A 17,748-nucleotide genomic window follows, 5' to 3' on the forward strand; every position below is an offset into this window, starting at 1 on the left:
GGAATAGGCGCCCGCCATCGCGTGGAATGAGCGCCCACGATCACTGGAATGCGCATCCGGCGAAAGGGGCGGCCGACCCGATCGCCGAAGAGCTGGCCGCCGACCCCCGCGCCATCGCGCTCCTGCAGGCCTGGCGCAGCCTTCCCGCGTCGAAGCGGAACTTCTTCGCCGACCTCATCCGCTCCGCCGCCCAGGAGCCTGGCGATGCCGAATGACCGAACCCTGGCGCCTCTCTTCCTAGCGCGTGGTTCGCGCTTCATCGAGGCGGGGCGCTGGGCGCGCGCCCGCGGCTCTCCGACGAGCTGGTGGTGTCGCAGGTGTGCGGGGGCAGCGGGCCAGGGTCGACTCCAGACTGCGTCAGCGATAGAGTAGCGTGAGGTATTACCTGTCGCTACGGAGGCCAGCATGCCGACGGCCACGTCAATCAAGCTCGACGATGAACTCAAGGGCCGCGTCCAGCACCTGGCCGCCGCGCGCCGCCGCACCTCACATTGGATCATGCGAGAGGCGATCGCCCAGTATGTCGAGCGCGAAGAGAAGCGCGAATCCTTCAAGCAAGACGCCCTTCGTGCCTGGGAGGACTATCAACGGACCGGCGCGCATCTGACGCTCGAGGAAGCTGACGCCTGGCTGGCGCAGTTGGAAGCGGGAGAAGATGCGGAAATTCCGAAGTGCCACGTCTGATCTGGACGCCGGATGCACTGGCCGACGTTCAGCGACTTTACCGGTTTCTGGCGCCGAAGGACGCCGACGCCGCGCAACGAGCGGTGAAGGCGATCCGGTCGGGGGTCAAGATCCTAGCGCACCGGCCGCGCATCGGCCGCCCTGTGGCGGACATGGACGCCGAGTATCGGGAATGGCTGATCGACTTCGGCAACAGTGGCTATGTGGTCCTCTATCGCGTTGAAGACGAGACAGTCGTGATGCTGGCCGTACGCCATCAGAAGGAGGCCGGGTATTGAACTATGTCGGAGCCGTCAGCGCCCAACGGAGCCAGCCAGGTCAGCGACCGGCCCGTCGGGAGCGCAATGCACGCGCCCAGAGCGTCTTCGCAGCGCGAACCGCCTCCGCCCCCCAAGGCACAGTTCATACAGGTCGGCGTGAAATTCCCCGGTGTTCCAGTGGCCAACACCGTAAGTGAGGAACGGGCCGCCTCGGGCGGCAAAGGCTGCTGAGTCAGCTGTCCAGCCTGTACGTGGCTTTCGCCAGCTCCGACCGGCCCGACAGCTCCGAAATGGCGTTCTTGACCATGTCGTGCAGGTCGCTCCTGTCCAGGCCGCCAGCAAGGCCCGCGAGCGCCGCAAACCGCATAGCGCCGACGACGACGGCTTCGACGGCCGCCGCCCTCGGGAGCTCCGCTCCCCCGGTCATCTCGCCCGAGAGTCGCACAAATCCTTCGTAGGCCCGGTCGACGACCTCCTCGAACACCGCCGCGTCGTCGAGGGCGGCGCTGGGCCGAGGCGGCGGCGCTGGGGCGGCGGCGACGGCCGCCTGCACCTCGGACACCGCGCTCCGCACCATGTCCGGGATTTCCCCCGCCCGGGCATCAAGCTCGTCTAGCGGAATAAACCGCCGTCCCCTTCCATCCTGAGCCTCGAGCTCCGCGTTCGTTCGCGCGCCGATGGTCGCGCAGACCAGGAGACCGGGATCGCCGTCAGGGTCGGTGATGAACCGGACCCGCAGCTTTCGTGAAGACGCGCTGCGCAGCTCCCGGGCAACGGCGAGCGCTGCGCTCAAGTGCACGCCGACCGAGCCGCCCTGCATGGAATCCTCCCACGACCGCAGAGCTATGCCTAACGCGATTCCGCGGTTAGCGCCGCCGCCGCTCGCCCGCCTTGCCGCTTGAGGCGCGCTGCCTCTGCAGCGTATCCGGCCCGCCACGCCTCCGCCTTGCGTGGGTAGTGCGCCTCCGGGTTGAGCGTGTAGCCCAGTAGGCGCTCATCCTGCGCCGCCCGTTCCTTGCCATAACGACGCACGCGCACGAAATAGGCCTCGCATGCCGTCGCGATCGCGCTCGCCTCTTCCTGCACAGCCGCCTTCCCTTATCGGTTTGTACGTCCAAACATCACCGGCTCCGCCCCTTTCCCTTGTCGGGCCCGCGCCGTTCGGGCGCCGCTTCAGGTCTCTTCCGGGCCGATCGCCGCTCGATGACCATCTGACGCGCCAGCGCCACCTTGCGGCTCACCGGCGGCGGCATGGATTTGACGAACGCCTGGACGTCCTTCGCCAGCGCTTGGTCCCGCGGATCGGGCGACGCAGCGAGCATTTTGGCGGCCGCGTGGTACGTCGCCCGCACCTCAGCCTGACGCCGGCGCATCTGCTCGTCCCAGGGCTGCGGCTTCGCCCCGCCCTGGGCTAGCGCCTCGGCCTCTCGCCGCGCTTCGCGCAGCACCCGCGGTTCGTTCTGGCCGGTCCGCTCGAACCGTTCCCGCGCCTTGCGGATCGCGGTCCGCTCCGGCTTGTGCGTGACGCCCCGCGCCCGCCGCGGCGTCGCCTCGGCCTGGATGCCCCGGCCCCGCAGCTCCCGGGCGAACTGCTCGCGCCAGTCCGCCAGGTCCGCCTTGCGCGGATTCAGCCGCTCGCCGTTCACGCCCAGCGCCCGCACGCTGAGATGGATGTGCGGCTGCTCGCCCTTCGCGTCCTGATGGAAGGCGAACACATACGGGAAAGTGTCGCCGAACTCCGCCCGGGCGAAAGCCCGCACCGCGTCCTTCATCCGGTCCGGGTCAGTCCCGACCGGCATGCTGAGCACGATCGACACCGACATGTTGCTGTTCGCCCGCCGACGGCTGTCCCCCTCCCCCACCTCGGACCAGTCGTCCGCCAGCTCGCGCACCGCGCCGCGGCCATGGATCAGCGCCCCGTCGGACTGCTCCAGATCGAGCTCGCCCTTGCGCGAGATGTATTCCAGATGCGCGGCTAGGTGCTCACCATCCTTCGTCCGCCCGGTGATCTTCACCATCACCTCGGGAGCTTTCTGGACCACGCGCGCCAAGCGCGCCTTGGCCTCCCCGCCCCCGCCGCCGCGCCTAGAGGGCCCGGCGATCACCGGGTCCTTGGGGACGATCTTCCGCCCGCCAGCCGGCGGCCGCCAAAGATTGTCGAACCCGCGGACGGAGCGGAAGTCGCTCACGCCTCGTCCTCCCAATAGTCGAGATTGCCCCGGAAGGCGCCCTTCAGCCCCCGCACGTGGGCGCGGATCTCTTCGCGGAACGCCTCGAGCTGGGCGATCTCGGCGGAAAGCACGGTCCCCGGCATCACGGCGGTGTTCAGGGCGCGCGTGATCTGATTGAGGTTCACCCCGATCCGCCGCAGCTCCTCCTGTACGGCGTAGAACGCCAGCTCCTCGCGCCGCCCGAACTTCGGCCGCCCGTGCAGACGTCGCCGCAGGACCGCCAGAGCCCACTCGGTCCGCATGAGCCCGTCGGCGTCGGCCGCCTTGTCGAGCGCCGCCTGGTCCTCGTCCTTCAGCCGGATCGTGAGCTTCGTCGACGGGCCTCGCGCCGCCGTCGGCGGCCTGGGCGCTTCCTGCCCGACGGCCTCAGCCACCAGCTCGCGGAGCCGCTTCGAACGGCCGCCGGAGGCGATCGCGTCGAATTTCGCGGCCAGCGCATCGGGAAGCTGGAAGGCGAACATGGCCATGAGCGCAGCGTAGTTTATAAAAATGCCGGCGCAAAGCCTATCCTGCCCTCACACGCCTACAGACTCTCCCCACGCAAACACACTATCGCACGAGTCGCGCCGGGGAGTCTGGCTTGGCGGGCGCGTCGTTAAGCTTGGATTCTTCGCGCGGGGGCACCATAGGTTGAATCACACTTGCAAATCGTTCTCAATTCCCACTCAGGGAAGCAACCGACACTATGGCGCCGAGACACATCATTCACCGGGATAGGCTAAGGGGCGTCGCCCCTCGCGCGCGGGGCGTGAAGTCTCCGCTTCGCTTCGACCGGGCCGGGGGGTCTCCCCGACCTTCCTCCCTTCGGTCGTGCAGGCCGGGTGATCCCCCTCCCCCCGGCCCGCGCCCCACTTGCTACCCCCAGCCTCGCCGGCGGGCAGGGGTGCAGGGCGGGGCCTGCACCCCTGCCTTCCACGAAGGACCTTGCCATTACCGGTAAGGGCACAGCCGGAGACGAACGCCATGCAGATTAGCGAGCTCGCCCGCCGCGCCCAGCTCACCACCCGCCAGGTGCGCCACTACGAACGCGAAGGCCTGATCGAGGGCCACCGCGCCGAGAACGGCTATCGCGACTATCCGCCGGAAACCGCACCTGTCGCCCGGCGCATCGGTCACCTGGTGGATCTCGGCTTCACCACGGGCGAGATCCGCACCTTCATCAACCGCATCTCGGAACCGGCGGCCACAGGCGCAGCGCCCGAGGAGTTGCAGCGCCGGCGTGAGCGCCTGGCCACGATCGACGCTACGATCGCGACCTTGCGCGCCACTCGGGCTGAACTGATGGAGCTCCTAGTGAGCGACCTCCTGGACAATTAGACGTCGAGGTAGAGCCGCCGCCCGTCCGGCGAGGAACGCCGCGCCCACGAACATGTAGGCCCGCAGCGCGACCTTCACGAGCGGGCGGCAATGGAGCATGACGAAAACGACGACGTACCGGACCGTCGTCACAGCTCCGCGAAGGATCGCGCCTCCAATGCCGCGGGCGTCCAACTACTCGCTCCGGGACTTCACCAACCGCACGTTCGCGACCGGCGTGGGCTCTAGGCTGCCCCCGCCCTCGAAAGCGATCAACACCGTCTCCGGATCGGGTCCGGCCTCCAACAGGAGCCGCCCGGTCCGTTTGCCCACCTTCACGTCAAAGCCCGCCAGCCGGCCGCCTCGCGGCCGTGGCGCGTCGGCGGCCTCGGCGGAAGTTTGTATGTCCAAACTCCCCCGCTCTCTGTGGCCTTTTCCCGCGTCCGCAGACGCCTCTGATCCCGCCGTAGGCTCCCTGCCGCCCGAAGCGCCCTTCCCGGCCGCGGGCGAGGCCTTGGCGGCCTTCAGCTCGGCCGACAGCGCGCGGGCCTCGGCGGTCGTGATCTCCGCGCCCTTCGCCGCCACCAGCGCCGCCGTCCGCTTGGCGTCGCGCTTCCAGGCGCCGGAGAGTTCATAGAGCGTTCGTACGCCGAGCTTCGGCGCGAGGTCCTGCAAGGGCTGCGGCATGTCCTTCACCGCCGCATACATGGAAACCTGGTCCTTCGGCCGCCCCAGCTTCTCCGCGATCTGGACTTGGCTGAGGCCCAGGTCGAGGAGCCGTTGCACCGCGCCCGCCATCTCCGCCGTGTTCAGGCCTTCGCGCTGATCGTTCTCGATCACCTGGGCGGCGAGGATATCGGCTTCGCTCGCGTCGCTCGTGGTGATGATCGCCGGGATTTTCTCCAGTCCCGCCAGCAGCGCCGCACGATAGCGCCGCGCGCCGTAGCGGATCATGTGGCCCTGCTCGTCCTTGGGGCGCACGGTGATGGGTTGGAGCAGGCTCTTCTCGCGGATCGACGACGCCAGCGCCTCCAATTCCCGCTTGTCGAAGGTGATTCGCGGATTGTTGGGGTCCTCGTAGATCTCCGTCAGTGGAATGTCCTTCAGGCGCACGCCTGCGGGCTCCCCGGTATCGTCCACGAGCCCGCCGACGAGCTGTGCGAAGTTAGTCTCGGCCATAACGATCCTCTCAGGCGGCGATAGGAGCCGCCATGCGGTTCTTGATGGTGGCCAGCACGCCCCGGAGTTCCCGCGCCGCGTCCTGCGCCGCCGATTTCTTGATGGTCCAGACGGGGGTCTTCGCGCTCAGCGCCTCGGCGTAGCCCTGGCGCTGGGTGATCACGCCCTCGAACAAGAGCGACGCGCCGGCCTGTTGGATCAGGGTCCTCAGGTGCTCCCGCTGACGAGGCGAGTTGCTGACGAGGCGGGAGGGAAGAAGGCCGAGGAAGCCGATCCGGCGGCCGCCCCGCGCCTGATCCTCCACCAGCTTGACTTGCTTGCGCAGCGTGCCCACGCCCTGCAGAGAGTAGTCCTCGAGGTCGATGGGCGAGATGACATAGTCGGTCACCAGCAGGGCCGCGAAGTTTCGTCCGCCCCAGGTCGGCGGTGTGTCGATCACGCAAAAGTCGAACTGATCCTTAAAGGTCACGAAGCGCTTGGCCATCGCCGGGACGGCCGTGTTGATGTTCTGCTCGACGGAATGCAGCTTCTCGTCCGCGCGGAGCACGGTGATGCCGGGCAGGCCCTCGATTCGCACGTCGGGACCGAAGAAGAGGGCGGAGCTCGAGCCCCCGTTGCGTTCGCCGTCGAGGGTGTAGGAGGCGTTGCCCTGCGGGTCGAGGTCGATGAACAGCACCCGCGCCCCGCGCTCCTCGGCCAGGAACCAGGCCAGGTGGACGGCCAGCATGGTCTTGCCGACGCCGCCCTTCTGGTTGTTGACGACGATCGTCTTCACGACCCCTTTCTCCTGCCCGAGTGGGCCGGCCGACGGTCCGATAGTTCCGCGTCGTCCACCTCGAAGCCGGCCGCCTTCAGCGCGCGAAGGACGATCACCCGCAGGGTCACCCCTTCCTTGATGGCCTTGGCCCGAATCTCGTCGCGCAGCTGCGTCGGGACCTTCAGGCTCATCATGGTTTCGCCCGCGCCATTCTCGTCCACGCTCGTTCCTCATCGCCCGGCACGCCTCGGCCGACTCGCTCGGCCGCGGTGTGCCGGGGGCAGCATACCCAGAACGTAATGATGTTTCAGCCGTCATCCCCGCGCCGCTCCTGATTCTGCCGCCACAGCAGCCAGTCCGCCTCCTGGCGGGTTCGCGGGGAAAGAATGCCGGCCACGAGGGCGAAGGCGATGAAGACGAGGAAGGCGGCGAGCATGGCAGGCTCCTGGAAAGTTTGGACGCACAAAACGCGGGGCGCAGCTTCAAGCGGCGGCGCCAAGTGGGGGCGGCCTCTGCCCACCGTCTGGCCGCGGGGATGGTCATGGTGTCGGCTCCGTCTTAGGATGATAATACATCATTATGTTTTTGGTGCGATAAGATAATGATGTTTTTTTCTGGTGTGTTTAGACGGGATGGGCCCTGACCAAGTCGGCCGCGGCGCCGATGAGTCGAGAAGACTACCCTTGCGCCCCATGCGCCTCTCAGCCTCTTGGCGACGCCGCCTTCTTGAACGCGGCGCTTTCGCCGCCGCTACACGTGGAGACCTTCCGCCACGGCGGCGAGGACGGTCGGCTAGAGACGCGCGAGAAGAAGCTCTTCGCCGTCGCCGGCCACCACTCGGCCATGTGAGATCCAGCGCCTGGGCGACGTAGCCAGAAGGCGCCTTCGGCTCGTCGTGGCTCGCGGTGATGATGCGTCGATTGCGTATCACGCCGGCCGAGACCCCGTCGGTCACTGATACCCCGACGAGTGGCGCAAAGTTGCCAATTGGCAACTCGCGCCGTCGAGGCCCAGAAAACGGGTGCCCCGGCGTTACCAGTTGGCAACTCAGGCCTTCGGCCGCAGCCGTTGCAGTTCACGTTGGAATGCGGTCGCGAAGTCCGCATTGCTGGCGTCAGCGTCGAGCGCCAGCTCGAGCATGACCCTCTTGGGGCCCTTACGGGCCAGGGTGAACAACGCCGCGCCGTTCTCGCTAGAGATGACTGTGCCGCGCGTCCCCTGCGTTGTCTGAGTCCTCGGGCCGGCCGCGGCCGCCTTGAGAGCCGCAATGACCTTCGACGGCTCCAGGGGCGCATGGCCGGCCGCCACTGCGGCGGCCTGTTGGACGCCCAAGCGTTTGGCCTCCGCCATCACTTTCGGGCGCGACCCACTGTCGGCCAACAGCGGCTTGATTTCGCGGGCATGGTGCTCGCGCAGGACGCGGATGTCGCCGAACGCCTCCACGATATCTGTAGGCAGCTTGGCCAGATCGAGGAAGCGCGACAGCCAGGTTTTCGAGACCTCAAGGCGTTCAGCCATGCGCTGGGCGACGCCGCCATAGAAGGTCTCGACCGCGTGGCGATAATCAAGCGCGCGCTCGTAATCGCTGATGTCCTTGCGCGACCGGTTTTCGACGTCCGCCAGACGGAAGGCCTGCTCGTCCGTCAGCTCCCGCTCCTCGATGAGATAGCGGATCTCGCGGTGCTCGACATTGCGCAGATAGCTGACCGACCAATGCCGGCGCGCGCCGCAGATCACCTCGTAGTCGAAAGCCGGGTCGCCCTCGACCCGTCGCACGATCGCCGGGAACTCCTGCTCGCCTTGCGAGCGCAGGCTTTCCAGCAGGTCCGCGCAGGAGGTTTCGTTGAGCAGATCATAGCGCCGATTGTGGCGCTCCCACATTCGGCACCGGCTCGGGTCGACCAGCTTGAGGGTCTTTTCCTTCACATCGCCGGAGGTGACGCGGGCCAAACCGGTGAGGCGGGTGCTGAGCCGCTCAGGGGCCGGCGCCCCACGGTCTGCCGTCGGGGTTTCAGTGACCGGGCTCACCAAGCCCGCGAGGATGGAGCGGTTCTTGCCTGTTGTGGATGCCATGACCGCCCTCCCCTACCCTAGTCCAAGCCGACGCAGGTCCGGCCGATGGCTCGGCCAAGCCTTGCGGACAAGAAGTTCGATCTCGCCATTCAGCCGATCGAGGTTGTTGCGGCAGCGCTCATAGGTCTTCGTCGCTGGGCCGGTGAGCTCGTAGACCGTGCGTAGCTGCACATTGGCGTTGTCGATCTCTGCCGAATCGAGCAGCGAGGCTGACAGCATGTCGACGCCGAACACCGCCTCCATCATGTCGCGGATCTGCGTGTGGGCGCTCTTGCCCTCATCGACTTTCGTCGCCACCACGCGCAGAAAATGATAGCCCCGCGGGCCCAGATGGTTCTGCATGACTTCGAGCGTCTCGACGATCATGCGCAGGAAATGGGCCGTCGAGGCGAAGTCGACGGTCGATGGCGGCGTCGGGATAAGCAGGGCGTTGGCCGCGCGCAGCACGGCCAGGGAAAGCATGCCCAACGCCGGCGGGGGATCGAGTAGGACCACGTCGTAGTCCCCGGCCATACTTTCGACGCCCCGGCGCAGGCGGTCCAGCGCGTCCGGATTGCCCCGAAGCCGCGCCGCCGCCTCGTATTCCGCCTGGTAAAGTCCGAGGTTCGCAGGCACCAGATCGATGCCCGGCCAGGCGGTAGACCGCAGGGCATACTTCAGGTCCGGTTCGCCCCCGTGGCGGAAGAAGGGGAGGAGGGTCTGCTCATCGTCGATGTCGATATCCGGATTGAACCCGAAGATCGTGGTCGTGCTGGCCTGGCTGTCGCAGTCGATCACCGCCACCCGATAGCCCTTCAACGCCAGGTACTGGGCGACATGGCAGGTGAGCGTGCTCTTGCCGACGCCGCCTTTGAAGTTCTGGACCGCCAGCACGATGGGGGGGTCGTCGGGCCCCCGCCTCGGCCGCGTGCCGAACACGTCGCGCATGTGATTGACCTCGGACAGGCTGTAGCCTTCGCGACGGCCCGTTGGGCTGAGGCGGGGCGCAGGGAGGCGTCCATCGGCCTCCGCTTGACGGATGGCTTCGGCCGTGCGGCCGACCATTTCGGCGGCCTTGGTCACTGAGAAGCGCAGGTCGACGATCTTCTGTTCGCCCGGCGCAAACACCGTCGCCCGCAACCGGGTGATGACGTCATGCGCCCGGTCGCTGAGCGCGGACATCGCGTCCAGCAACACCGGTCCAGAGGCGGTGCTTTCGGCTAGGGCTTGCTTCGCCATGGTCCGCCTCCTTTGCAAATATCCGACGGGATGTCTAGAATTTGCCAAGTTTTCGGTCGGATACAATGAAGAATGGGTTAACAGCGCGCCGAGCCTGAACCCTCAAGGTTCAAGGCGACGGCAAGCCAGCCTGTCCGCCGCACCCCGTTAGAAGATATCTTAGGCCTAAGGTTAAACAGAGTTAGAGGCCCCAGCGAGGCCAGAAAACCCAAGCTCTGCAATGACTTTCAGCAACGGCCGGTCACCGAAACCCCGAGGGTAGGGTCACTGATCCCCCGGGCCGGCGGTCATCGATACCCCGTGGGAAAGGTCACCGATCCCCCGTGGGCGGAACCCGCCGTTTCTCGAACAGGGCGTCCACTTCCAACGCCCGGGCGTCCTCTCGCTGGCGGCGTGCCGATTCGGCGGCGAGTCGCTCCAGGTCGGCCTTGATGGCGGCGCGCTCGGCCGCGTCGCGCCGGACGAAATGGATGGCCTGGGAGTTGTCGGCCGTGTTCACGAAGCTGAGATCGTATTCCGGGAGGTCGTTGGCCGCGACGATCCGTTTGAGGAGGTAGTTGAACTGCTTGAGCGGGCTCTCGCTGCCCGTCTTGTCGTGCAGCACGCTGACTCGGCAGGTCCAGCCGGCGGGCTGGTCGCCGGCGTGCTTGCGGGCGATGCGGTAGATCGCCCGCTCGACACCGCCCGCCAGGGCAAAATAGTCGGGATGCAGCGTCAGCAGGGCGCGGTCCTTGATCACGCCCTCATAGACCCAGTTCGACAGGGTCAGGCTAAGGCCCTTCGGGGCTCCCGTCGTGGGATCGGACTCGAGCACCCACTCGTCCAGCCAACCGAACTGAGCCTTGGTGTTGCGCTTCGAACCGCGGATGGAGGTCTGGATGGTGGTGGCCTCGAGGCGCTGCAGCGCCGCCTGCAGCTCTTTGTAACCCTTGCCGCCCGTGTCGCGCTTGATCGCCTTCAGGAGGTCATAGCTCGTGGTGTGCAGCGTCCGGGGCAGGTCGTTGACGCCCTGCTCGCGCATCTGGTTGATCCGCGATGTCGCCCAAATGAGAATGTCCGCATCCCAGATGGTTGCGATGCCGAACGCCGGGTTGGCGCTGACGTGGACCCAGACTTCGCCGTCCGGGCTCGTGTACTCGATGGGCTTCAGGCGCTTGCGCTTGCTGAGCGAAAAGAACGGTCGCTCCATCACCTCCCGCTGGTCTTTCAGCGGCAGGCTGCTCATCCGAGGGACGAAGAGATCGAACTCTTGTTGTCGAATCGCGCGCTTGGACATCTTGGGCGACACCATGCTCATTTGTGCGAGGGAAGGGTAGGGGAGGGCGCGGCCTGCGGGCCTTCGACGCACAAGTTGCCAATTGGCAACTCGACCCGCGCCCACCTTCAAGCGCCCCTTCCTTTAGGCCTTTACCAGCCGGCCACCGGGCGGTCCCGACCTAGGAGCGTGGGATTGATCGGCGCCGACCGCACCTGGCCTGCTAGCAGTCGGGGTATTGGTGACCGGCATCAACGGTTGCCGACTCGGTTGTCGACACTGATCCCACACCAGGGCCTCAGGGGTCATCGAGGACGCCGCCGCCACCTCACGAAGGAGGTTCGGGTCCCGCGGTTCGCCAGCCGACCAGGCCTACCAGGTGCTGGCCGCGACGCCCGGTTGTCGAGACGACGCGCCCTGCCGGCTTCGCCGGTGCGCTGCGCGCCCTGAACATCGCCGTGTCGGCGGCGCCGGCGGTATAGGACACGCGATGAGAAGCCCCGCCCGGCGAACCGGGCGGGGCGGGGCGGCTACTCGTCCTCGGCAGGGTTGGTCTCCGGGCGATCGAGCGACTTCAGTTCATGGCCCGGGGCGGCGATCACCACCTTGGAGAAGAAGCGTTCGACCCCGTCGTTGTCGGTGTAGCGGTCGTGGCGGATCTCGCCCTGGACGAACACCTTGGCGCCCTTCGGAAGCGGCTTGGAGGCGAGCCAGTTGACCGTGGCCTGGTTCCAGATCTCGATCGTGTGCCAGGTCGTGTAATCCTTCTTTTCAGCGCCCTTCTTGGTGTAGCGGCTGGTGGCGACCCGCAGGATGGCGACCTTCTTGCCGCCCTGGGTGGTGCGGACCTCGGCGTCGGCGCCGGTGAAACCGATCAGTTGGACTTGGTTCAGCATCGTCTTTCTCCGTCTTCCGCCCGGAGGAGCCCGGGCGGCTCGCGGTCCCTGCCGCGATCACGCGACCGCCCCAGGACGGGGACAAGAGAGGGGATGAAGCCCGGCGGGCCTGGAAACCGGGCTGCAGGGAGCGCAGCGAACGAAGACCGGGGGGTCCGGGCCGGCCGCCTCGCTGGCGAGGTCGGCTTCAACCCCGAGCGACCCGGCCTAGGTTTGCGTGATTGATCGCGCGGGACCGTCTGCCGCCGCGCTGCACCGCCAGATGACGCAAGACGATGTTGCGCCAGGCCAACCGTCACCGACTCCACGCCCACCGCCACCCCGGTCCTGTCAAGCTCGCCAACCGTGCTCGCACCTCCGCCCAAGGGGGCCGAGAACTGGACGGAACTCGCGCAACGCTCGACTGGATTCACCACCTCAGCCTCGCTCCGACGGCTTCAAGCGTCACTGTGTTGTCACACGGCCGATCCAGCCGTGATCGCCTTCCGGGATCCACGCCATCCGTCTCCGCCAAAGGTGAACGCCATCGGCGCCGCAGGGCTCTGTCGCGTCGGCCCGGCCTTAGACCAGCGGGGAACGGAGCGGCCTCCACGTGGTCGCCGGACGGGGCTTCCGGTTTTCGGGGTGGACGGCGGCGGCGCCCCTATTCCCCCTATCCATGGAGGCGGGGCAGGGCAGAATCATCAACCCCAGCGCCCGGGACGCGCAGGCGCGCAGCCCCCTAGGGGTTGCGAACTTGTTCCTTGTTTGTTCACACGATAGCCGCCGCACTCTTTAGGGCACGGAGCCTGTTCAGAGCCCGTTTCACTCCAATCGGGTAGGGCGGTCCCTCACCAGGACCGCCCCGCGATGTCAGTGCATCGTCCGCCGCGCGGCGATCAGCTTTGCGAAATGGGCGATGGCCGCGGCGTCCAGGTGGAAGGGGATTTGGGTCTTTTCCTCACGCTGGTCCAACTCCTCGAGCACCGACCAGGCGTCCCAGCACTCGGCCACCACATACCAGTTGTCCACGTCGTAGAAGTGGTGGGCGTGTTCCAGAACCGCCTGCGCCATCGCCATGCTCGCCATATCGGCCTCCGTTGCTAGACCGGCGGGCTCATCCCGCGATCATGCGACCGGTCAGGTCGGGGAGAGGGGCGGGCTCAGGGTCGTTGGCGTTGGAAACCGGCCTGCACGAGAGCGCAGCGACGGAAGGCCGGAGGGTCCGGCGCCGGCGCCTCGCTCTTGGCGAGGTCGCCTTGAGCCCGGACGGCCCCGGCCAAGGCTCGCCTTGAGAGATCGCGTTCAGCCCGCCCGAACCGGCCTGGAGGTCCTTGGCTAGCCGTCGGGGCCCACACGGTTCCACCCACCCTCGCGGCTTGCCGACAAGAAGATGCGGCGACCTTGCGGCCGCCGCACCGGCGGGATCAGGCCCGCGCCTTGACCGGATGATGGCGCAGGCCCCGTTCGCCCGCCTTCTGCGCCAGGTTCAACGCGGGACCGAAGGGCTTCAGGTCTGCAGCCCGTTCGGGGTTGATCGAGTTGGCCAGGGTCAGGACGCACACCGGATCGAGGTCCAGCATCTCGTCGTTGGCCCGGAACGGCGCCGCTCGGCCATGCCGGTCGAAGTCGGCCTTGGCCAGCACCAGGGTGACGCCCTTCTGCTTGGCCCACTTGATGGCCAGCTTCTCGGCGCCCTTGGCGCCGGAGGTCGCCAGGGCCATGTCCGGCCACTGCTCGCGCGCCCAGTTGAGGGCGTCGAAGACACGCCCCGCATCCTCGGCGGTGTCAGCCTGCGGCGCGCCGCGGAAGGCGACCACGATCGCCCCGGGGTCCGTCGCGGCGTGCTTTCGGGCCTTGGCGGCGCGAAGGGCGTCGCGGGCTTCGATCTGGGCCGCCGTGGTGCGGGTGGCCTTCACCGAGCCCTTCCAGGGGCTCCAGACCTCGCCGGTCGTGGTCGTGTAGGTGGCCGCGGCCGCATCGCGCACGATCTCCATCGCCAGGGTAGCGACGTCGGCGGCGCGCGCCTTCAGGGTGGCTTCCTGGATCTCGGTGTCGAGCACCTCGGATCCGTCGAAGTCCCGCACCAGGCCGCCCAGCTGATCCCGGGCCTTGTCGGCGTCGCGCTCGATGCGTTGGGCCACGGAGTGGAAGGCGCCGATCAGGGCCTCGCCGATCAGGACATGGAAGTCCTCCAGGGCGGACTCGCCGACGATGTCGAGCAGCTCGGTCATGAGGCTCGCACCGAGCTGGTGAAGCGCCGCCTCCGGCGGGTGGGTTCGGGTGTCCTCCAGCTGGAGGGCCTGGGCCTCGTAGGCGGTCAGGCGGTCTGAGGAGAGGGGAGGGGGAAGCTGCATGGGAAAGTCCCTTCGCGGGGTTGGGGGTGCGAGCCCGTCGGCTCGGGACCGCCTCGCGCCGTCCAGCGGCGGACCCCACAAGGGCTTTGAGCGCAGCGCCCCTTGTGGGGGCCGACGATTGATGGCGAGGTCCACTAGAGCCAGAGGGCCGCGCCCACCCTGCGTTCGGACGCTGCAGCGGACCCCTCCACGGCCCGGCGCCAGCCCGCCGCCGCGCCCAGCCGATCCACCGCTTCCGGACACCCGCCCACGCCCAGCGCGAACCGGCCGGCCTCGTCCCAGGCGTTCTGGTCGCGCCCTTCGAAACGCGCCGCATAGGACCAGGCCATGCTGTCGGCGCTCGCCAGGCGGGGGCGCACCTCCGGGTCGAGCAGCGAGGTGCGCTTGCAGCCAAAGCCGTGCAGGCGCAGGTCCGGCCGGTCCTGCAGGATGGCGTCGAGGATGGCCGCGATCACCGCCGGGTCGCCCTGGCGCTTGCAGAGCGACCCCACGCCCACCCAGGCGCCGTAACCGATGCGGTCGCCATAGGCCTCGAGGTGACGGCGGTAGTCGTCAGGCGTATGCCCCTGCAGCACGGCAAGCAGATGCACGCGTCCCGTGCCGGCGTCCTGGATCGCGTCGAACCGGTCCAGAGTCAGCGCCTGATGCCTGGCGACGGTCAGGCCCGTGGCCTTCAGCGCCACCGGCTCGCACATGTAGTCCTGGGTCGAGGCGGCGATCAGACCGGTCGCCGCGTAGCGGCGGACCATCGCCGCATAGGCCTTGGGGGAATGGCTGAACCCGCGCTGCAGGGCGACCTGAGTGAAGGCGCCGGAATCCAGCAACCAGGGTTCGTCACAGCCGAGGAAGGGGACCTCGCGGACGCGCTCCCGCAAGACGTTGGCCGAGATGCACACGCGGAGGCCGCGCAAGCTTAGCGGCCAGGCCAGACGCGGATGATGGACGCCAACGTAGAAACGGAAGTCGACATCGCGCGTCAGAGGGTAAGACCGGTCAGACGGTCGCATAGGCGACCTCCGCGAGTTCACGCCGCCGGCGCTCGGCGCGAAGCGCCTCCACCACCTGAAGGTCGCGATGATGCTGGATCAGGTGATCGAGCCGGTCATCCGGCAGTCGCCGAGGATCCAACGGCGGCCCCTTGGGCCGCGGCATTATCCGGCCGATGGCCAGCTGGCGCTGGCGATTGACCGCCTCGGTGAGCAGGACGCCAAGCTCAGCGCGCGACCACACGTGGTCCAGCTCATGCAGATCATGGCCCCACGGATGGCGGGCCGCCCGTAGGCGGCCCACCAGCTCGGCGATGGCGACCGGGTCGTCCGCCCGGCGGATGCGCCCGGGCGTGAGGGTGCGGGCGGTGCGGTCGAACCGCTCGTAGAGCCGGCTCCTGGGCCGCATCAGCGCGCCCTGGCGATCGATCTCCGCCAGCCACGCCGCGAGGGTGGTGAAGGGCGGAATGATCATGCCGCTGCCGGGAACCCGTGGCGGCGCGGTGGCCGCCACGGGCAGTTCGTGCGCGTAGCGCAGGAGCGGGGAGGGGAGCATGGCGCAACACCGCTCAGATCAGGCCGGCCAAGGCGCGCCGGACGACCGGGTCCCGGTCGGCGCGCCAGGCCGTCCCCGCCCGCACGCCCTGGGTTTCGTGGGCGGCGCAGTAGCGGCCGTCGGCATGGCGGCCACAGAAGCTGAAGTCCGGACTCTTCGGATCGCCGATCGGCCACTTGCAAGCGTGGACGCCTAGCCGCGCCATGTCGGTGACGAGGCCTGGGCCCTCGACGGCTGGGACCGGCGGCGCCACCGGGGGACGCGGCGGGGCCATGACGCGCGGCGCGGCGCGAACGGCCGCCCGCCGGGGACGGGCAGGCCGGGGCATGCTGTTGCGCGATGCGCGGCCAGGCGCCGAGGGCGCGCCCCGGCCGCTCAATCCTAGGCGATGGACCTTGCCGATGACGGCGTTGCGGGTGACGCCGCCGAGCTGCTTGGCGATCTGCGACGCCGACAGGCCGTCGAGCCAGAGCGTGCACAGGGTGGTGATGCGGGGTTCGGACCAGCTGGTCATGGGAGGGCCTCCGAAAGCTCGGAATGAGCGCTCTCCACCGGTCCCTGCCTTTCGCCTCCCGCGGGCCCGCCGCCCTGGCTGAACGCCAGCAGGTAGTCCACGGCCCGCTGCGCGTGGCCGGAGGCCTCCAGCAGCGCCCCCGGCCGGGCTTTGAGGATCTTCACCCAATGGCCGAGGTAGGCCGCGTGGTCGTCCAGCATTCGTGGCGGCAGGCCGATGCGCAGGCCCAGCGCCGCGGCCCCGATCTCCGCCACCAACTCTTCGAAGGCGTAGGCCTCGTCGCCGAACCGCCGGCCGAAGGCGCGGGCGAGGCGATGCTCGGCCCCGCTCCAGTGGAGCTGCTCGTGAGCCTTGGTGGCCAGGAAGTCCTCGACGGTCCGGAAGCGCTCCGGCGCCGGCATCCGGATCAGGTCCAACGCCGGGATATAGCAGGGCGTCCCGCCGGCGAACTCCACCCGGCTCGGGATCGCGTCCAGCACCGCGTTGCGGGCCGCCGCGCGCACGGCCGGGTCGACCGGCGGCGCGCGCAGGAACCGGACCGGGCAGTCCGTGAGCTGCTCCGCGTTGAACACGCCGTAGACCCGGAGATAGCGCAGCACCCGCGCCTCGGCGTCCTCACCCTCGGCCGAGGCCTCGTCCTCGACGACGCGGGTCTTGTAGAGGATCGCCGGGGTCGCCTTGGCGCCCTTGGCCACCGGCGCCCCGATGTCGAGGGCCTGGCGGAAGGTGAACCAGTAGGGCGAGATAAATCCGGCCGCGGCCCCGGCGAAGGACAGCAGCCAGGCGTTGGAGCCGGTGAACGGCTCGCCGTTTGACCGAAGCGGTTCGCGCGGATCGGCCCCGGCCGCGCTCCAGGCCTGGCGCCAGGGCAGCGTGCCCGCTTCCAGGCGGGCGATGATCTCGGCCATCAGGCTGTCGAAGGAGAGGGTCATGGCAGGGCTCCCATCGGCGCCCGGACCCATTCCGGAGCGCTCGCCCGCTCCGGTTCCCTTCCTCCGCCTCCCTAGATCAGCCCCTGGGCCCGGAAGCTGACCAGCTGGTCGCCGGCCACCACCACATGGTCGTGCACGGCGATCCGCAGGGGCCGCAGCGCCTCCACCACCAGCTGGGTCATCTCGATGTCCGCCCGCGAGGGGGTGGGATCGCCTGACGGATGGTTATGGGCGAGCAGGACCGCGCTGGCCGACAGCTCCAGCGCCCGGCGCGCGATCTCGCGCGGATAGACCGGCGCATGGTCGACGGTCCCGACGCCAAGCCGCTCGTCGGCGATCAGCTGGTTGCGCATGTCGAGGAACAGGACGTGGAACACCTCCCGCGGCAAGGCAGCCATCCGGGCGCGCAAATAGGTGTTCACAGCCTCATACGACCCGAGCAAGGGTCGCTGACGCAGGGGGTGTTCGAGCAGGCGCAGCAGCAGGGCGTGCAGCAGCGTCAGCTCGCGGGCCGCGTCGCGGCCGATCACCCGGGCGAGCTCCGGCTCGGGCGCGCCGAAGACGCGCGCCACCCC

Annotated in this window: 24 protein-coding genes; 5 read left to right on the forward strand and 19 right to left on the reverse strand. The window is 68.4% G+C overall.

Annotated elements, in window-relative coordinates:
* The 3 genes from AX721_RS09050 to AX721_RS09060 form a co-directional block, all read left to right on the forward strand.
* Window positions 1-215 (forward strand): hypothetical protein (locus AX721_RS09050; RefSeq protein WP_231754706.1); only part of this gene is annotated, 215 nt, incomplete at its 5' end.
* A gap of 190 nt (window positions 216-405) precedes the next feature.
* Complete coding sequence (locus tag AX721_RS09055) at window positions 406-684, forward strand: CopG family ribbon-helix-helix protein (RefSeq protein WP_068875692.1); 279 nt, start codon at window positions 406-408, stop codon at window positions 682-684.
* Window positions 672-962, forward strand: coding sequence for a type II toxin-antitoxin system RelE/ParE family toxin (locus AX721_RS09060; RefSeq protein WP_068875693.1), 291 nt, complete (start codon window positions 672-674; stop codon window positions 960-962). Before AX721_RS09055 ends, AX721_RS09060 begins: the two co-directional genes overlap by 13 nt.
* A gap of 214 nt (window positions 963-1,176) precedes the next feature.
* Here AX721_RS09060 and AX721_RS09065 read toward each other — a convergent pair whose 3' ends face one another.
* Genes AX721_RS09065 through mobC form a run of 4 tightly spaced genes read right to left on the reverse strand, consistent with a single transcriptional unit; the run spans window position 1,177 to window position 3,642 of the window.
* On the reverse strand, window positions 1,177-1,764 hold the full coding sequence (locus tag AX721_RS09065; protein ID WP_068875694.1) for a hypothetical protein: 588 nt from the start codon (window positions 1,762-1,764) through the stop codon (window positions 1,177-1,179).
* Window positions 1,765-1,793: 29 nt separating this feature from the next.
* The gene (locus tag AX721_RS27320; RefSeq protein ID WP_156467091.1) at window positions 1,794-2,030 is read right to left on the reverse strand and encodes a hypothetical protein; all 237 of its coding nucleotides are present in this window, start codon (window positions 2,028-2,030) and stop codon (window positions 1,794-1,796) included.
* 35 nt (window positions 2,031-2,065) lie between these two features.
* Window positions 2,066-3,133: a hypothetical protein gene (locus tag AX721_RS09070; protein WP_068875695.1), complete on the reverse strand. Its 1,068-nt coding sequence runs from the start codon at window positions 3,131-3,133 to the stop codon at window positions 2,066-2,068.
* Entirely contained in the window at window positions 3,130-3,642 is a 513-nt protein-coding gene (mobC, locus tag AX721_RS09075) for a plasmid mobilization relaxosome protein MobC (protein ID WP_068875696.1), read from the reverse strand. The genes AX721_RS09070 and mobC overlap by 4 nt, the downstream gene beginning before the upstream one ends.
* Before the next feature lie 496 nt (window positions 3,643-4,138).
* On the opposite strand from mobC, the gene AX721_RS09080 reads away from it, so the two are divergent.
* The gene (locus tag AX721_RS09080; protein ID WP_068875697.1) at window positions 4,139-4,492 is read left to right on the forward strand and encodes a MerR family transcriptional regulator; all 354 of its coding nucleotides are present in this window, start codon (window positions 4,139-4,141) and stop codon (window positions 4,490-4,492) included.
* A gap of 174 nt (window positions 4,493-4,666) precedes the next feature.
* On the opposite strand, the gene AX721_RS09085 is transcribed toward AX721_RS09080, so the two are convergent.
* The 4 genes from AX721_RS09085 to AX721_RS28575 all read right to left on the reverse strand — a co-directional run bounded on the left by AX721_RS09085 (window position 4,667) and on the right by AX721_RS28575 (window position 6,843).
* The gene (locus tag AX721_RS09085; protein ID WP_068875698.1) at window positions 4,667-5,650 is read right to left on the reverse strand and encodes a ParB/RepB/Spo0J family partition protein; all 984 of its coding nucleotides are present in this window, start codon (window positions 5,648-5,650) and stop codon (window positions 4,667-4,669) included.
* A 10-nt stretch (window positions 5,651-5,660) separates the two neighbouring features.
* Window positions 5,661-6,425, reverse strand: coding sequence for a ParA family protein (locus AX721_RS09090; RefSeq protein ID WP_068875699.1), 765 nt, complete (start codon window positions 6,423-6,425; stop codon window positions 5,661-5,663).
* The gene (locus tag AX721_RS09095; protein WP_068875700.1) at window positions 6,422-6,628 is read right to left on the reverse strand and encodes a hypothetical protein; all 207 of its coding nucleotides are present in this window, start codon (window positions 6,626-6,628) and stop codon (window positions 6,422-6,424) included. The genes AX721_RS09090 and AX721_RS09095 overlap by 4 nt, the downstream gene beginning before the upstream one ends.
* 86 nt (window positions 6,629-6,714) lie before the next feature.
* Window positions 6,715-6,843, reverse strand: coding sequence for a hypothetical protein (locus AX721_RS28575; protein ID WP_255355357.1), 129 nt, complete (start codon window positions 6,841-6,843; stop codon window positions 6,715-6,717).
* Between the two features lie 290 nt (window positions 6,844-7,133).
* Between AX721_RS28575 and AX721_RS28580 the strand changes: the two genes are divergently transcribed.
* The gene (locus AX721_RS28580; RefSeq protein WP_255355356.1) at window positions 7,134-7,256 is read left to right on the forward strand and encodes a hypothetical protein; all 123 of its coding nucleotides are present in this window, start codon (window positions 7,134-7,136) and stop codon (window positions 7,254-7,256) included.
* 198 nt (window positions 7,257-7,454) lie between these two features.
* Here the strand turns inward: AX721_RS28580 and AX721_RS09100 are convergent, their stop codons facing one another.
* The 11 genes from AX721_RS09100 to AX721_RS09150 form a co-directional block, all read right to left on the reverse strand.
* Window positions 7,455-8,480: a ParB/RepB/Spo0J family partition protein gene (locus tag AX721_RS09100; RefSeq protein WP_068875701.1), complete on the reverse strand. Its 1,026-nt coding sequence runs from the start codon at window positions 8,478-8,480 to the stop codon at window positions 7,455-7,457.
* A gap of 12 nt (window positions 8,481-8,492) precedes the next feature.
* Window positions 8,493-9,698, reverse strand: a complete 1,206-nt coding sequence (locus tag AX721_RS09105) for an AAA family ATPase (RefSeq protein WP_068875702.1) — start codon at window positions 9,696-9,698, stop codon at window positions 8,493-8,495.
* 310 nt (window positions 9,699-10,008) lie between these two features.
* Window positions 10,009-11,079, reverse strand: a complete 1,071-nt coding sequence (locus AX721_RS09110; protein ID WP_369796687.1) for a replication initiator protein A — start codon at window positions 11,077-11,079, stop codon at window positions 10,009-10,011.
* A 404-nt stretch (window positions 11,080-11,483) separates the two neighbouring features.
* Window positions 11,484-11,849, reverse strand: coding sequence for a single-stranded DNA-binding protein (locus tag AX721_RS09115; protein WP_068875703.1), 366 nt, complete (start codon window positions 11,847-11,849; stop codon window positions 11,484-11,486).
* Window positions 11,850-12,701: 852 nt separating this feature from the next.
* Window positions 12,702-12,917 carry a hypothetical protein gene (locus AX721_RS09120; RefSeq protein WP_068875704.1) on the reverse strand — a complete coding sequence of 72 codons (216 nt, stop codon included), beginning with the start codon at window positions 12,915-12,917 and terminating at the stop codon, window positions 12,702-12,704.
* Window positions 12,918-13,255: 338 nt separating this feature from the next.
* Complete coding sequence (locus AX721_RS09125) at window positions 13,256-14,185, reverse strand: DUF2493 domain-containing protein (RefSeq protein WP_068875705.1); 930 nt, start codon at window positions 14,183-14,185, stop codon at window positions 13,256-13,258.
* 134 nt (window positions 14,186-14,319) lie between these two features.
* Window positions 14,320-15,096: a hypothetical protein gene (locus AX721_RS09130; protein ID WP_068875706.1), complete on the reverse strand. Its 777-nt coding sequence runs from the start codon at window positions 15,094-15,096 to the stop codon at window positions 14,320-14,322.
* An 82-nt stretch (window positions 15,097-15,178) separates the two neighbouring features.
* Entirely contained in the window at window positions 15,179-15,727 is a 549-nt protein-coding gene (locus AX721_RS09135) for a hypothetical protein (protein ID WP_068875707.1), read from the reverse strand.
* Between the two features lie 13 nt (window positions 15,728-15,740).
* Window positions 15,741-16,241: a GcrA family cell cycle regulator gene (locus AX721_RS09140; protein ID WP_068875708.1), complete on the reverse strand. Its 501-nt coding sequence runs from the start codon at window positions 16,239-16,241 to the stop codon at window positions 15,741-15,743.
* A complete protein-coding gene (locus tag AX721_RS09145) occupies window positions 16,238-17,173 on the reverse strand; it encodes an ArdC family protein (protein ID WP_068875709.1) in 936 nt (311 codons plus the stop codon). The genes AX721_RS09140 and AX721_RS09145 overlap by 4 nt, the downstream gene beginning before the upstream one ends.
* Window positions 17,174-17,244: 71 nt before the next feature.
* Window positions 17,245-17,748 (reverse strand): RadC family protein (locus AX721_RS09150; RefSeq protein ID WP_156467092.1); only part of this gene is annotated, 504 nt, incomplete at its 5' end.

The organism is Phenylobacterium sp. CCH9-H3, assembly GCF_001557235.1.
In the GTDB taxonomy this organism is placed as follows: domain Bacteria; phylum Pseudomonadota; class Alphaproteobacteria; order Caulobacterales; family Caulobacteraceae; genus Phenylobacterium.